Origin of the sequence: Microbacterium sp. (genome assembly GCF_036823965.1) — a bacterium.
GTDB lineage: Bacteria > Actinomycetota > Actinomycetes > Actinomycetales > Microbacteriaceae > Microbacterium.
Genome location: NZ_DAITBE010000008.1, coordinates 88,112 through 102,264, shown reverse-complemented (window position 1 = coordinate 102,264; position 14,153 = coordinate 88,112). Strand labels below are relative to the sequence as shown.

General features: G+C 69.3%; 14 protein-coding genes. 4 read left to right on the top strand and 10 right to left on the bottom strand.

Annotated elements, in window-relative coordinates; translation table 11 throughout:
- Positions 1-51: 51 nt before the first annotated feature.
- The 9 genes from V7Z82_RS14135 to V7Z82_RS14095 are packed head-to-tail and all read right to left on the bottom strand — an operon-like array spanning position 52 to position 7,786.
- Positions 52-777, bottom strand: a complete 726-nt coding sequence (locus V7Z82_RS14135; protein ID WP_334152173.1) for a hypothetical protein — start codon at positions 775-777, stop codon at positions 52-54.
- Positions 774-1,814 (bottom strand): zinc-binding dehydrogenase, encoded by a 1,041-nt coding sequence (locus V7Z82_RS14130; RefSeq protein ID WP_334152172.1) that lies wholly within the window; start codon positions 1,812-1,814, stop codon positions 774-776. Before V7Z82_RS14130 ends, V7Z82_RS14135 begins: the two co-directional genes overlap by 4 nt.
- Positions 1,814-2,596 carry a glucose 1-dehydrogenase gene (locus tag V7Z82_RS14125; RefSeq protein WP_334152171.1) on the bottom strand — a complete coding sequence of 261 codons (783 nt, stop codon included), beginning with the start codon at positions 2,594-2,596 and terminating at the stop codon, positions 1,814-1,816. Before V7Z82_RS14125 ends, V7Z82_RS14130 begins: the two co-directional genes overlap by 1 nt.
- Positions 2,593-3,834 carry an aspartate transaminase gene (locus V7Z82_RS14120; protein WP_334152170.1) on the bottom strand — a complete coding sequence of 414 codons (1,242 nt, stop codon included), beginning with the start codon at positions 3,832-3,834 and terminating at the stop codon, positions 2,593-2,595. Before V7Z82_RS14120 ends, V7Z82_RS14125 begins: the two co-directional genes overlap by 4 nt.
- Complete coding sequence (locus V7Z82_RS14115) at positions 3,831-4,517, bottom strand: 4-carboxy-4-hydroxy-2-oxoadipate aldolase/oxaloacetate decarboxylase (protein WP_334152169.1); 687 nt, start codon at positions 4,515-4,517, stop codon at positions 3,831-3,833. The genes V7Z82_RS14120 and V7Z82_RS14115 overlap by 4 nt, the downstream gene beginning before the upstream one ends.
- Before the next feature lie 11 nt (positions 4,518-4,528).
- Positions 4,529-5,305, bottom strand: a complete 777-nt coding sequence (locus tag V7Z82_RS14110; RefSeq protein WP_334152168.1) for an SDR family oxidoreductase — start codon at positions 5,303-5,305, stop codon at positions 4,529-4,531.
- A complete protein-coding gene (locus tag V7Z82_RS14105) occupies positions 5,302-6,300 on the bottom strand; it encodes a biotin-dependent carboxyltransferase family protein (protein ID WP_334152167.1) in 999 nt (332 codons plus the stop codon). Before V7Z82_RS14105 ends, V7Z82_RS14110 begins: the two co-directional genes overlap by 4 nt.
- Complete coding sequence (locus V7Z82_RS14100; RefSeq protein WP_334152166.1) at positions 6,297-7,007, bottom strand: 5-oxoprolinase subunit B family protein; 711 nt, start codon at positions 7,005-7,007, stop codon at positions 6,297-6,299. The genes V7Z82_RS14105 and V7Z82_RS14100 overlap by 4 nt, the downstream gene beginning before the upstream one ends.
- Before the next feature lie 8 nt (positions 7,008-7,015).
- Positions 7,016-7,786: a LamB/YcsF family protein gene (locus tag V7Z82_RS14095; RefSeq protein WP_334152165.1), complete on the bottom strand. Its 771-nt coding sequence runs from the start codon at positions 7,784-7,786 to the stop codon at positions 7,016-7,018.
- A 198-nt stretch (positions 7,787-7,984) separates the two neighbouring features.
- Here V7Z82_RS14095 and V7Z82_RS14090 point away from each other — a divergent pair, with 198 nt between their 5' ends.
- Positions 7,985-8,995, top strand: coding sequence for a LacI family DNA-binding transcriptional regulator (locus V7Z82_RS14090; RefSeq protein ID WP_334152164.1), 1,011 nt, complete (start codon positions 7,985-7,987; stop codon positions 8,993-8,995).
- A 106-nt stretch (positions 8,996-9,101) separates the two neighbouring features.
- Here the strand turns inward: V7Z82_RS14090 and V7Z82_RS14085 are convergent, their stop codons facing one another.
- Entirely contained in the window at positions 9,102-10,454 is a 1,353-nt protein-coding gene (locus V7Z82_RS14085; RefSeq protein WP_334152163.1) for an MFS transporter, read from the bottom strand.
- A 510-nt stretch (positions 10,455-10,964) separates the two neighbouring features.
- On the opposite strand from V7Z82_RS14085, the gene V7Z82_RS14080 reads away from it, so the two are divergent.
- The 3 genes from V7Z82_RS14080 to V7Z82_RS14070 all read left to right on the top strand — a co-directional run bounded on the left by V7Z82_RS14080 (position 10,965) and on the right by V7Z82_RS14070 (position 14,100).
- The gene (locus V7Z82_RS14080) at positions 10,965-11,840 is read left to right on the top strand and encodes a carbohydrate ABC transporter permease (protein WP_334152238.1); all 876 of its coding nucleotides are present in this window, start codon (positions 10,965-10,967) and stop codon (positions 11,838-11,840) included.
- 3 nt (positions 11,841-11,843) lie between these two features.
- Positions 11,844-12,728 carry a carbohydrate ABC transporter permease gene (locus V7Z82_RS14075; RefSeq protein WP_334152162.1) on the top strand — a complete coding sequence of 295 codons (885 nt, stop codon included), beginning with the start codon at positions 11,844-11,846 and terminating at the stop codon, positions 12,726-12,728.
- A 73-nt stretch (positions 12,729-12,801) separates the two neighbouring features.
- The gene (locus V7Z82_RS14070) at positions 12,802-14,100 is read left to right on the top strand and encodes an ABC transporter substrate-binding protein (protein ID WP_334152161.1); all 1,299 of its coding nucleotides are present in this window, start codon (positions 12,802-12,804) and stop codon (positions 14,098-14,100) included.
- Positions 14,101-14,153 lie beyond the last annotated feature (53 nt).

Sequence of the window (14,153 nt, the reverse complement as noted above, 5' to 3'; positions counted from 1 at the left end):
AGGCCAAGGGTACGCGGCGTCCAGCCGTGCCGAGCCGACGAGCGACGGTCGTCACGGCTGGACGGCGAGGATCCGTCGCAGCGTGACGGGCGTGATCCGCTCCCGCACCGCGCCGGTCTCGCCGGTGAGTTCGGCGATCGTGGTGCGTCCGCACCCGGTCGCCGACGAGATGCGACGCAGCGACCATCCCTGCGACCGCAGCGCGCGGACCTTCGCGATCGCCGGGGCGGCGTCGAGGGTCTCGGCGCGTGGGGCGATGCCGGCCGCGCGTGCGATCCGCATCCGATGTCGTGATCGCGCCTCGGTGCAGGAGACGCCCTCGTCGCCGCCGGGGCAGAGCCGGCTGTCACGGCACCCCAGGAGATACCCGTTGGGCGTGCCGTGCTCGATCGGCGTCCCAGCGCCGGCCGCACGCCTCGCCGAGTAGTCCTGCACGTACCGACGCCGCGCGTCGGCGCAGGTCACCGCGCCGCGAAGCCGGTTCGGGCATGCGCGCGCATCGCGGCATCCGCGGGCGTACCCCCATGGTGTGCCGTGCACCGCGCGGACGGGCTCGTGCGACGACGTCATCACGCCGACGTTGCCGTGTCTCGGCAGCGGCTGATCCGCGGGAAGACGCAGGAGGTGGTAGTCCCCGCGCCGGCGCACCACGGCTTCCGCGCAGCTGAGCCACCCCGAATCCGGGCCGTGCGGGCACATCGCCCTGGTGCGGCAGCCCGCGTCATAGCCGGCGGCGCTGCCGTGCGGCGCGGAGGCGGCGCCGGGAGGGGACGTCACCGTCCGCGCCCGAACTGCAGGAGCACCTTGCTCGACACGGTCGGGTCGGCGGCGAGCGCGAACGCGTCTGCAGCCGAGCGCCAGCGCTTGACGTGGCTGATCACCGGCGCGATCCGCAACGTGCCATCGGCGAGCGCGGCGATCACCTCGTCGATCTCGTCGTTGAAACGGAACGACCCGAGCAGGTCGAGCTCCTTCGCGATCGCGAGCGCGACCTGCACTGGCTGCGGACCACTCGGCAGCAGCCCCACCATCGCCACTGCACCACCACGCGCTGCGCCGCGGATCGCGGTGTCGAGACCGCGATGGCTGCCGGAGGACTCGATCACGACATCCGCGTCGATCGCCGCGATGTCGGCGTCATCCGGCTGCTGCAGCGTGATGTCGGCACCGAGTTCCCGCGCGATGCCGAGCGGGCGCTCGTGCAGATCGACGGCGGTGATATGGCGTGCGCCCCGTGCCCGCAGCACCGCGATGGCGAGCAGGCCGATCGGACCGCAGCCGACGACGAGCGCGGAGAGGTCGGTGACGTCGCCGATCCGGCTGACGGCGTGCCACGCGACACTGGCCGGCTCGATCAGCGCGGCCTCCTGCAGATCGACGCCCTCTGGGAGCGCACGCAGCATCCTGGTCGGCATCGCGACCCGCTGCGCGAAGGCGCCGTCCCGGTGCGGGAAGCGCGCCGCGGAACCCAGGTAACCGCCGCCGGAGATGTTCGGCCGGTCGACCGGGTGGCGGATGGCCTCCTTCGCCGGGGTCGCCGGATGCACCGCGACGCGGGTCTGCTCCGGGGGGCCGCTGCCGTCGGCCGCGGCTCGGCGGACGACGCCGACGACCTCGTGCCCCAGCACCATCGGGGCACGGAGGATCGACTCCCCCGCTGCGCCGTGCTTCCAGTAGTGGAGATCGGAGCCGCAGATGCCGCCGTAGATGACGTCGATCACCGCTTCGTCCGGCGCAGGCACCGGCTCCGGGATCACATCGAGACGGAGATCGCCGGCCTCGTGGATCACGAGTGCGTGCAGCGCATCCGACATCAGACCACCGCCGTCATGCCGCCGTCGACGAAGACGACCTGGCCGGTCACGAAGCGCGATGCGTCCGAGGCGAGCCAGACCACGGCGCCGCCGATGTCCTCCGGCTCTCCCCAGCGGCCGACCGGCGTGCGACCGAGGACCCACGCGTTGAAGGTCGGATCGTCGACGAGCGACTGCGTGAGCTCGGTGCGGATGTAGCCGGGGGCGACGCCGTTCACGCGCACGCCGCTGCCGGCCCATTCCGCGGTCATGGCCTTGGTGAGGTTGCGAAGCCCGCCCTTCGCCGCGGTGTACGCGCCGATCGTGGGACGGGCGAGGTCGGTCTGCACCGAGCAGATGTTCACGATCGCTCCGCCGCCGCGCTCGACCATCGCACGGGCCGCGGTGCGACCGACGAGGAAGGCGCTGGTCAGATCGGTGCGGATCACGCGCTCCCAGTTCTCCAGACTCACCTCGAGCATCGGCTCACGGTGCTGCATCCCCGCGTTGTTCACAAGGATGTCGAGCGGGCCGGCGGCTTCGATGTCGCGGATGCCGGCGATGACCGCGGCTTCGTCGGTGATGTCGAACGCGGCGGTCGACACGGCATCCGCTCCGAACTCCCCCGCGAGCGAGGCGGCGGTCGCGTCGACGACCGCGGCGTCTCGACCGTGCACGACCACGTGCGCGCCGGCGCCGAGCAGCGACCGGGCGATGGCGAGGCCGATGCCGCGGCTGGAGCCGGTCACCAGAGCCCGCCGACCGGTGAGGTCGAACGGGTTCTCGATCCGCTGCCCGGTCATCGCAGTGCGCTCACGGCGGTGGCGATCTCCTGGATCGCGGCGGTGATCGTGTCGAGGTCGGTCGCGAACGAGATCCGGAAGAACGGCGACTGTCCGTAGGCGGACCCCTGGATGACGGCGACGCCGGCCCGGTCGAGCAGGTAGAGGGTCACGTCCTGATCACCGGTGAGGATGCTGCCGTCCTCCGTGCGCCTGCCGATGAGGCCGGCGCAGTCGACGTACAGATAGAAGGCCCCGTCGGGGACGAGCGGCGTGAGTCCGTCGATCGCGCCGAGCCCCGCCACCGCGGCATCGCGGCGCTCGCAATACACCGGCACGGACTCGGCGATGAAGTCCTGCGGCCCTTCGAGTGCCGCAGCCGCTGCGGCCTGGCTGATCGACGACGGGCACGACGACGTCTGGGACTGCAGCGTGTTGATCGCGCCGATGAGCGCTGGGTCGCCGGCCGCGTAGCCCAGCCGCCAGCCGGTCATCGCATACGACTTCGAGACGCCGGAGACCACGAGCACGCGGTGGCGGAGGTCGGGGGCGACGGAGGCCAGGCTCGGCGCCGGCGATCCGGTGAACGAGATCTCGCTGTAGATCTCATCCGACAGCACCGAGACGGCGGGGTGACGACGCAGCACCTCGGCGAGCTCGGCGAGCTCGTGCGCGGTGTGGATCGCGCCACTCGGGTTGCCCGGGCTGTTCAGGATCAGCCAGGTGGTGCGGTCGGTGATCGCGGCCTCCAGCTCGGCGGCCGTCAGCTTGTAGCCGGCCTCGGCCGACGTCGCGACGATCACCGGAGTGCCGTCGTTCGCGCGCACCATGTCGGGGTACGAGACCCAGTACGGCGCCGGGATGAGCACCTCGTCGCCGGCATCCACGGTCGCCATCAGGGCGAGGAAGATGACCTGCTTGCCGCCGCCGCCCACCGTGATCTCGGCATCCGAGTACTCGATCCCGTGGGTGCGCTGCAGCGCACCCCGGATCGCCTGTCGCAGCCGGGGCGTGCCGTTCACCGGCGTGTACTTCGTCTCGCCCGCCTCGATCGCGGCGATCGCGGCGTGCGTGACATGCGCAGGCGTGTCGAAGTCCGGCTCGCCCACGGTCAGGTCGAGGATGCGCCGGCCCTCGGCCTTCAGCTCCCGCACCCGTGCCGCCGCGGCCGTGCTCGGCGAGGGCTTGATGCGACCGAGACGCTCGGCCGCCCTGAACGACGACGCGACTGCATCGGATGACACGGTCGCCTCGGTCATGACGCGTCCTCGATGTCGGACGTCAGGCCCTTCGCCTTCAGCACCTCGGTGAGGTTGCAGAGCTCGATGGTCGTGCCGCCGGCCCAGTACTTCGTGATGAGCTCGGCCTCGTGCGCGTCGCGCGCAGCCGACAGCTCGGCGACCTCACCGGCCTCCTCGCGCCGCACCACGACCACGCCGTCGGCATCGCCCTTGACGATGTCGCCGGGGCGGATGAGCTCGCCGGCGAAGACGACCGGCTGGTTCAGCGCGCCGAGGGTCTCCTTCACCGTGCCCTTGATCGACACGCTGCCGGAGAACACCGGGAGTCCGAGCTCGCGCAGCTCCCGGGTGTCGCGCACGCCGGCATCCGTGACGAGCGCCGCGATGCCCTTGGCCTTGCAGGCGTTGCCGAGCACGTCGCCGAACATGCCGGCCTCGGCGAACTCGCCTGCCGAGACGATGAGCACATCGCCCGGCTGCGCGTAGTGGATCGCGACCTGGAGCATGAGGTTGTCGCGGGGAGCGCACACGACGGTGAACGCCGACCCGACGAACGACGTGTCGCGGTCGATGGGCTTGATGTTCGAGTTCAGCGCGCCGCGGCGCCCCTGCGCCTCGTGGATGGTCGCGGCGCTGAATTCGCCGAGCCGTGCGATGTCGGCTGCGTCGGCGCGCTCGATCTTCGTGGTGACGTGGACCATGGTGTCGTTCCTTACTCTGCGTTCTCGAGGACGGCGTCCTGCTGGCGGCGCTCGAAGGTGAGTCCGCCGGGCACCTGGAATGTGGGCATGAGCTCGATGAGCCCGATGTTGACGTGCGCCGGCGCATCCACCGCGTACTCGATCGCCGCGACGATGTCGTCGACCGTGAGCGACTCGAAGCCCTCGTAGTAGGTCGCCCAGGCCTCGGCATCCGTCTCGGGCGTGCCGCCCAGGTTGCGCGAGAAGATCTCGGTCTCGATCCGACCGGGGCTCAGCTCGGTGACGCGCACCCGCTTGCCCATGGCGTCGTTGCGGAGCTGCCGCGAGAGCTGATGCACCGCTGCCTTGGTCGCGTGATAGGCGGTGTGACCGAAGAAGTTGTAGTGCCCGGCGATCGAGGAGATGTTGAGCACGTGACCGCGGTCGCGCTCGACCATGCCCGGGTACACGAGACGCAGGATCTGCATCACCGCCGTGAGGTTCACCTCGATCAGGTCGTCGAGATCCTCGGCCGATGCGCTCAGGATGTTGCCCGCGCGACTGACCCCCGCGCTGTTCAGCACGATGTCGGCCTCGATGCCGTCGAGCTCGCGGGTGAGCGCAGCGGTGTCCCGCACGTCGAGCGCGTGGGTGATCACGCCCTTCGCGGCCAGGTCGGCGAGCCGCGACTCGTCGCGCGCGATCGCGTGGACCGTGAGTCCCTTCGCGAGGAACAGGTCGATCGCGCCGCGGCCGACGCCGCTCGTCGCGCCGGTGACGACGGCGACACGGTAGTCGGAGAAAGTCATAGCAGGGTCCTTCCGGTGGTGGCTGTTGCGAGTGCGTCCAGAGCCGCGAACACGGACTGGACGCGACGACGGAGCGCTTCGAGTTCGACGAGCTCGGCGCGAGCTCGGGCTGCGGCATCTGCCGCGGAGCGTCGACGGAAGCGGAGGTGCTGACCGGGTCGCACCTGCGCCAGCACATCGAGCGAGCCGGGCGTCACGACGGCGAGCACCGGGTAGCCGGCGGTCACGCCGCGCCCGCGATGCAGCACCAGGAGCTCGTCCCCCGGCGGCACCTCGACCGCCCCGACCGGAACGCCACGGGAGAGCACCTCGCCCTGCGTGATCCGCTCCGGCAGCGGCCCGGTCATGCGCAGGCCGATGTGGTTGCTCTTCGGCGTGACGAGATAGGGCTGCTCGAAGAGGCGACCCGCGGTGCCGGCGAAGTCGTCGATGTCGGGGCCGTCGGTGACATCCACGACGAATCCCGCCGGGAGGCGAGGCACGTCGAGGCTGTAGAGCTCGGCGGAGAAGTGCGCGTTGAAGATCGGTGCCGTCGAGCGGCGCACCGGGATCGACGCACCGCTGACGAGCCGGCCGCCGAAGCCGAGCACCGAATCCGGGGCGCAGCTGCCGAGGAGCTGCGGCACGTCGAACGAGCCGCGCACCGCCAGGTATGACCGCAGCCCGCCCTGGATCTGCCGAAGCGCGATCGCCTCGCCGGCACGCACCGAGACCGGCTCGTTCGAGGGACGCGCGACGCCGTCGACCGTGAGATGCCCGTCTGCGCCGCTCACCGCGATCAGCAGGTCGACGTCGGCGACGAACTCGGCGTCGAGTGCGGTGATCTCGAGCACCGGCGCCGCCTCCGGATTGCCGACGAGGATGTTCGCGATGCGGGCTGAGCGCTGATCGAGCGCACCGTTCACCGGAACGCCGAAGCGCGGTCCGCGGCGGCGGCCGAGGTCGGTGACCTGCGTGGAGCCCGCGTCGATGACGGTCAGCGCGCCGGCGTTCATCGCGCCACCATCCTGGCGCCGAGCAGCGACTCGTACTCGTCGCCGTCGATCGCGTGGAAGCGGATGAGGTCGCCGGGCTCGTACGGGACGAAGGGCTCGGCCGCGAGATCGAGCACCGTCAGCGGGGTGCGTCCGATCAGCGGCCAGCCGCCGGGCGCGGCAGCGGGAGTGATCGTCGCCTGCCGACCGGCGACCGAGACGACGCCCTGCGGCACGTGCGCGCGCGGGCTCGCCAGACGCGGCACGGGCAGCGGGAGGGGAGGGCCGTCGAGCATGGGCGATCCGCCTGGCGCACCGAGGCAGCGCACGACGTAGGTGGGCTCACTGTGGAGGCGGATGACATCGTCGATGCGCACCCCCTGCGCGTCGGCGACCATCTGCAGATCGAGCTCGCCGTCGACGTCGTACCGCACCGGCACGTCGAAGGTGCGCGGACTCTCGGTGAGCGGGCGGTCGACGTCGAGTCCCTCGACCACGTGGGCGAGGTAGTCGCCGAGCCGATCGAGCGACACCTCGGCGGGGTCGAGCTCGATCAGCGCCGCGTCGTAGGTCGGGATGACGCACTCGACACCCGGGACGTGCGCGGCGTCCACGAAGCGCGCGAGGTGATGGACGAGCCGCCAACCCGCGTCGCGGTCGGCGAGGGTGCTGACGACACGCAGGGCGGAGGTGCCGCTGGGCGAGATGACGACGGATGCTGCAGCCATGGCGCCGCTCACTCCAGCCAGTCCGCGAGCGGGGCGATCTCGACACCGGCGGTCTCCAGGCCCTCGCGGATCTGCCGAGCAAGCTCGACCGCGCCGGCGGTATCGCCGTGCACGAGCACCGTGTCGCACGCGACCGGGATGAGCACGCCGTTGCGGCTCTCGATCACGCCGTCGACGACCATCCGCACGGTGCGCCGCCGGATCTCGTCGCCGTCGTGGATCACTGCGCCCGGCTCGGTGCGACGCACCAGGGTGCCGTCGTCCTCGTAGGCGCGGTCGGCGATCCCGACGATGCCGACCCGGAGCCCTGCGGCGCGCGCGGCATCCGCGAGCTTCCCGTCCTGCGCGAGCACGATGAGCTCGGGGTTCAGGCGAGCCGCGGCCGTGGCGACGGCCTCCGCGTAGTCCTCGCGCACCGCGACCAGGTTGCCGAGCCGGCCGTGCGGTGCGATGTGCGTGACCGCGGCGCCGTGGAAGGCGGCCATCGCCTGCAACGCGCCGATCTGGTACAGCACGTCGGTGCGCACCTCGTCGGCGGTGAGTCCCATGTCTCGGCGCCCGAATCCCTGCAGGTCGGGGAACGAGGGATGCGCACCGATGCCGACGCCGCGCTCGACGCAGGCGCGCACGGTCTCATCCATGATCTGCGGGTCGCCGGCGTGGAAGCCGCAGGCGATGTTCGCCGAGGTGAGGATGTCGAGCAGTGCGGCGTCGTCGCCCATCCGCCAGGGGCCGAACCCCTCGCCGAGATCTGCGACCAGATCGATTCTGCGGGTCATCGTCAGCTCCTCTCGTCGTCGAATCCGCTGTTGCAGACAGGCTAGGACGGACGGCATCGAAGGGTGCAGCGTCGTGCCGCTTCTGTGCCGGATAGCCGGACAGGTGTCGGTGATTCCAGGGATAGGGCGAGCCTGGCTTGGCAATTTCTGTGCCAATGACGCGGTCCCGAACCGCTCGCGGTTCGGTAGCATCGAGCCATGGTCGTTCCCGCACGTCGTGTCCAGCGCCGCGTCACGCTCACCGAGATCGCGGAGGCGCTCGGCGTCGCGCCGTCGACGGTCTCGCGCGCGCTCTCGAATCCGAACCGCGTCAGCCCCGAGATGTACGAGCGGATCACGAGCAAGGCGCACGAGATGGGCTACACGTCCGCGCTGCTGCCCGCCGCCGAGAACCGCCTCGCGCGCGGCACCATCGCGCTCGTGCTCCCGAACCTCACCAACCCGTTCAACCTCGACGTCATCCGCGGCGCACAGGCCCAGATCCGTGCCGCGAGCTATCTGCATCTGCTCGTCAGCACCGAGGAGTCCCTGCCCATGGAGGAGCAGTGGCTGCGCGAGATGGCCCGCACGGTCGACGGCATCGTCGTCTCGTCCCCTCGGATCGACGACGAGGCGCTGCGCGCGGTCGCCCAGATCGCGCCGACCGTGACGATCAACCGGGAGGCACCGGGCCTGTCGGGCATCGTGATCGACACCCCCGCCGGCCTCGCGCAGGCCGTGCATTACCTCAACTCCCTCGGGCACGTGCGCATCGCCTATGTTCGCGGCCCGCACGGCTCCTGGACAGACCACACGCGCTACGAGGCCATCACCGCCGCGGCGGACGAGCAGGGCGTCGACCTCGTCACGGTCGGGCGCTATCAGCCGACGCTCGCGAACGGAGCAGCGGCCGCCGACGCGGTCGTGCTCACCCGCGCCACCGCCTGCATCTTCTTCAACGACGTGCTGGCCATCGGCGCGCTCGATCGATTCCGACAGCTCGGCGTCTCGGTGCCGCACGACCTCAGCGTCGTCGGCTGCGACGACATCTTCGGCTCGTCGTTCTCGCACCCGCCGCTCACCACCGTCACCTCGCCCGGCGAGAGCGCAGGTCGGGCCGCCGTCGACATGCTCATCGGCAGGTTCTCGACGCGCGACCGCGCCGACCGCATCGACCACATCTCCGCGCACCTCACGGTGCGCGACTCGACGGCGCCGCTGCAGCGCTGAGGCTCGCGCGTCGACCAGGCGCCGCACGACGAGAGCCCGGCGCCGCACGACGAGAGCCCGGGGTCGACGATGCGACCCCGGGCTCCGCCGGTCCTGCGTCCGGTCCCTACGGGATCAGGATCGATGCGGTGACGGTGTCCTTCTCCTTCTGCGTCTGCTGCACGTCGTCGACCTCGTCGAGCGTGTAGCGGCTGGTGTCCCTCGCGGTCAGTGCCGAGATCACCGCGATCAGCATGAGTCCGAGACCGAGCATCGCCGGACCGAACCAGTTCTTCAGGTCGGCCCCGGCCAGCGCGGTCGACGCCACCGGGCCGACGGCGCCGGCGATCGCGAACCCGATCTGGGTGCCCACCGCGAGCCCCGAGACACGGACGCGGTTCGGGAACATCTCCGCGAAGAAGGCGGGCCAGGCCGCGTTGGCCGTCGAGTAGAACAGGCCGTTGCAGAGGATGCCGAGCACGAAGATCAGCGGCCAGTCGCCCTGCGTGATGGCCCAGAGGTAGGGAGCGAGTGTCACACCAGCGCCGACGGCGCCGATGATGAACACGGTCTTGCGACCGATGAGGTCGGCGACGAAGCCGGCAACCGGCGTGTAGAGCAGAGCGAGCAGGCTCGCCAGCACCGGGACCCAGAGCATGGTGGCCTTGTCGAGTCCGTAGCCGGTCGTCGCGAACGCCACCGAGAACGTGGCGAACAGATAGCTCACGCCGGCGATGATGGCGCACGCGGCGACGCGGATGATCGCCACCCAGTGGAAGCGGGTGGCCTGCCTCATGGGGGCGAGCTGCACCTTGATCGCCTGCGTCTCGAGGAAGGACGGCGGCTCCTCGAGGTTGCGGCGGATGAGGTACGCGACCACGACGACGACCGCGGAGAGCCAGAACGGGATCCGCCATGCCCAGCCGAGGAGGTCCTCCGTCGGGAGCGCGGCGAACGGGATGAAGACGGCCGTCGCGAGCAGGCCGCCGGATGCGGAGCCGCTCGTCGTGAAGCTCGTGGTGAACGCACGACGGTGCTCGGGGGCGTGCTCGAGACTCATCGTGATCGCGCTCGCCTGCTCACCCGACACCGACAGCCCCTGGAGGATGCGGATCACGACCAGCAGCACGGGCGCAGCGATGCCGATCTGCTCGTACGTCGGCAGGCAGCCGATGATGAACGTGCAGATGCCGATGCCGAACAGCGTCAGCATCATCACGAACTTGCGACCGAAGCGATCGCCGAGCGGGCCGAGGATGAACGCGCCGAGCGGCCGGACCACATAGCCGACGGCGAAGGTCGCGAGGCTGAGCAGCACGCGGATGCCCTCCGGGAGCTCCGGCGGGAAGAACAGCTGGTTGAGCACGAGTGCCGACGCTGTGCCGTAGACGGCGAAGTCGTAGTACTCGAGCGTGGTGCCGACCCAGGAGGCGATCGCGGCCTTGGCCGGCGTCTTCCTGGGAATTGCGGTGTTCGTCATTTCGCCTCCATTGGCGGACTCTCTGCGGGTACGACGATCGAGTTGCGTGCGCCGATGTCGGGGGTGCGCTGGTCCGCTGTCAGATCTCATGGGCGGCGCGTTCGCTCGCTTGAGGGAACTGTATGGATCCGCGAGCGAGCGGGACAAGCAATGTGCCACAGATGTGCCGGATCCTCCCGTTGTCGCCTTGATTTCTCGGGCTCGTGGCTCGAGAGCAGTATCCGGCTGTGCCATGCACTTTGCCAAATACGACCACCCGCACGTGTGTAACGGACGCGTAAACTCTCCGGCGCTCTCTGCGGAAACACTTGACGTTTGCCGTGAGTTAACTAAGAGTGTTGTCTCAATAGAGATGCGAATCGCATACGCGATTGCACTCTCAGTTCGACGAGGGAGTTGATGTTGAGCCAGCGCACCCTGGATCACGCGAGATCCACCCGAGACACGCGCGACGCCGACCGTGCGAGCGGACACCGTCCCGTATCGCGACCACGCGTCCGCACGCGCGGCGTGCGGCGCTGGGCGCCGTACATCTTCCTCCTTCCGTGGCTGATCGGGATGATCGCCGTGACGCTGGGGCCGATGATCGCGAGCCTGCTGCTCTCCTTCACCGACTACAGCTTCATCGGTTCGACCGACTGGGTCGGCATCGAGAACTACGAGCGGATGTTCACCAGTGATGCGCGCTTCATGTCATCGCTCGGCGTCACCTTCACCTACGTCTTCATCTCCGTTCCGCTGCAACTCGGCTTCGCACTCCTGATCGCCATGGTGCTGAACCAGGGCCTCAAGGGGCTCGCGTTCTACCGTTCGGTCTACTACCTGCCGTCGCTGCTCGGCTCGAGCGTCGCGGTCGCCATCCTGTGGCGTCAGATCTTCGGCGCGGAGGGCATGGTCAATCAGATCCTCGGGTCGATCGGCTTCGAGAACCTGCCGAACTGGATCGGCTCCCCGGATTTCGCACTCGGCACCCTCGTCACGCTCAATGTGTGGACCTTCGGCTCGCCGATGGTGATCTTCCTGGCCGGCTTGCGCCAGGTCCCGACCGAACTGTACGAAGCGGCATCCGTCGACGGCGCGGGCGCGTGGACGAAGTTCTGGCGCATCACCGTGCCGATGATCAGCCCGGTGATCTTCTTCAACCTCGTGCTCCAGATGATCAGCGCGTTCCAGACCTTCACACAGGCCTACATCGTCTCCGGCGGGTCCGGCGGGCCGGTCGACTCGACGCTGTTCTACACGCTGTACCTCTATCAGAAGGCGTTCCGCGACTTCGACATGGGCTACGCCTCGGCGATGGCGTGGGTCCTGCTGCTCATCATCGGCTTGTTCACCTGGCTGGCGTTCGCGACGTCGAACCGCTGGGTCCATTACGGAGAGGAGTGAGCCATGACTGTCACGCTCACTGAAGCACTGACCACCGCCGGAACGAAGCGGAAGCCACGCCGCCCGTGGTCGGTGAAGAAGTTCATCGCCCACATCGTCATCATCGCGGTCGGCGTCGCGATGATCTATCCACTGCTGTGGATGGTCTCGAGCTCCTTCAAGCCGACCGCCGAGATCTTCACAGAGGGAGGGCTGCCCACGACCTGGACGTGGGAGAACTACGTCCAGGGCTGGAACGCCATCGGCCACCCGTTCCTGCTGTTCCTCGGCAACTCGGCGCTCGTCGCCGCAGCATCCGTCCTCGGCAACCTCTTCTCCTGCACGCTTGCCGCCTACGCCTTCGCGCGGCTCGAATTCCGCTGCAAGAAGACCATGTTCGTAGCGATGATGGCGACGCTCATGCTGCCCTTCCAGGTGATCCTCGTGCCGCAGTACATCCTCTTCAACAACCTCGGCATGGTCGACACGTTCTGGCCGCTGCTGCTGCCGAAGTTCCTCGCGGTCGACACCTTCTTCATCTTCCTGATGGTCCAGTTCATCCGCGGTCTTCCCCGCTCACTCGATGACGCGGCGGCCATCGAAGGCTGTGGACCCTTCGGGGTGTTCTGGCGCATCATCCTCCCCCTGATGCGTCCGGCACTGGCCGTCACTGCGGCGTTCACGTTCATCTGGACCTGGAACGACTTCCTCTCACCACTGCTGTACCTGCCGTCGCGCGAGAACTTCACTGTCCCGTTGGCGCTCAACGCCTTCCTCGACTCCGAGGGCGCCTCGCAGTGGGGCCCGATGTTCGCGATGGCCTGCCTGTCGCTCCTTCCCGTCTTCCTGCTTTTCCTCTTCACCCAGCGCCACCTCGTGAACGGCATCGCCACCACCGGCCTGAAGTGACCCAGATCCTCTCCTCCCGCACCATCCGCATCATCCGCACGGCTCCACTTCACACCATCGAAAGGAACCACCCATGAATGCACGACGTGTCGGCACAGCCGCCGGCGCAGGACTCCTCACGGTCCTGCTCGTCGCCGGATGCTCCACCTCCCCGACCACGCCCGAGCCCTCCGCCGAGCGCCCGGACAAGGTCGACCTGACGGTCGCCCTCTGGGGCGGAGCAGACAGAGCGGATCTCTACCAGCAGGTGATCGATCAGTTCGCAGAGGGCCAGGACGGCGTGACGGCGACCATGGAGTTCGCCGACCAGAGTCCGTACTTCGAGCGGCTCACCACCTCTGCCGCGTCTCAGAATCTGCCCGACCTGTTCTGGCTCACCGAGACCCACTTCGGGCGGTACGCCGAAGCCGGCGCGCTCCTCGACCTCTCGCCGTACCTCGGCGAGAACATCGACTCGGACGCGATCGGCGAGAGCTGGCTGCCGTACGGCGAGGTGGACGGCAGCGTCTACGCGATCCCGTCGAACTTCAACGGCCAGGCCGTGCTGGTCGATCAGGCGGTCCTGGACGCGGGCGGGCTCGAGTACGACGTCGAGTCCTGGGACGATCTCGCCGATCTCGCCACTGCTCTCGCCCGCCCGAGCGAGGGGTACTACGGCCTGACGGACCCGACCGTCGGCCAGACCCAGCGCGCCTTCGAGGTCTGGGTCCGCCAGCACGGCGAAGAGGTCTACGGCGAGGACGGCGGCGTCGGCTTCGACCGCGACACCCTCATCGCCTGGTGGGAGTACTGGGCTGAACTGCGCGAGGCCGGTGTGATCCCCGCGCCCGACGTGCAGATCGAGAGCGAGAGCCAGGGCCTCACCAACGATCTGCTCGTGACCGGCAAGGCGGCGATCCGCCTCTCCAGCGCGACGCACCTCACTGCGGCCGGTGCGCTCCGCGATGGCGGGCTCACGCTGCAGGACTACCCGGAGATCGAGGATGCCGCCGAGGACTGGCGGTTCTACACGGCGCTGCTCCTCGCAGCCGCCGCGAACACGCCGGCGCCCGGCGTCACGGCCGACCTGATCAACGAGATCGTCAACGCTCCAGAGGCCGCTGCGATCACGAAGATCAGCATGGGCACGCCCACCTCGAGCGCCGTGAGCGAGTCGATCCTGCCGCTGCTCTCGGACGGCGACCGGACGGTCGTCGAGTACCTCAACGAGCAGCTCGAGTTCCCGACCCGCCCGAGCCCGATCGTGCCGGAGACCTCGCAGCAGTTCACGGCCGAGCTCGCCCGCTACTCGCAGGAGGTCGCCTACGGACGCCTCTCTCCCGAAGATGCTGCCGACAAGCTGTTCGCCGAGGCAGACCGCATCCTCGGGTGACGTCTGTCGGGGCGGGACGCGAATCACGCAGCCCGCCCCGACGCTGCGCCACT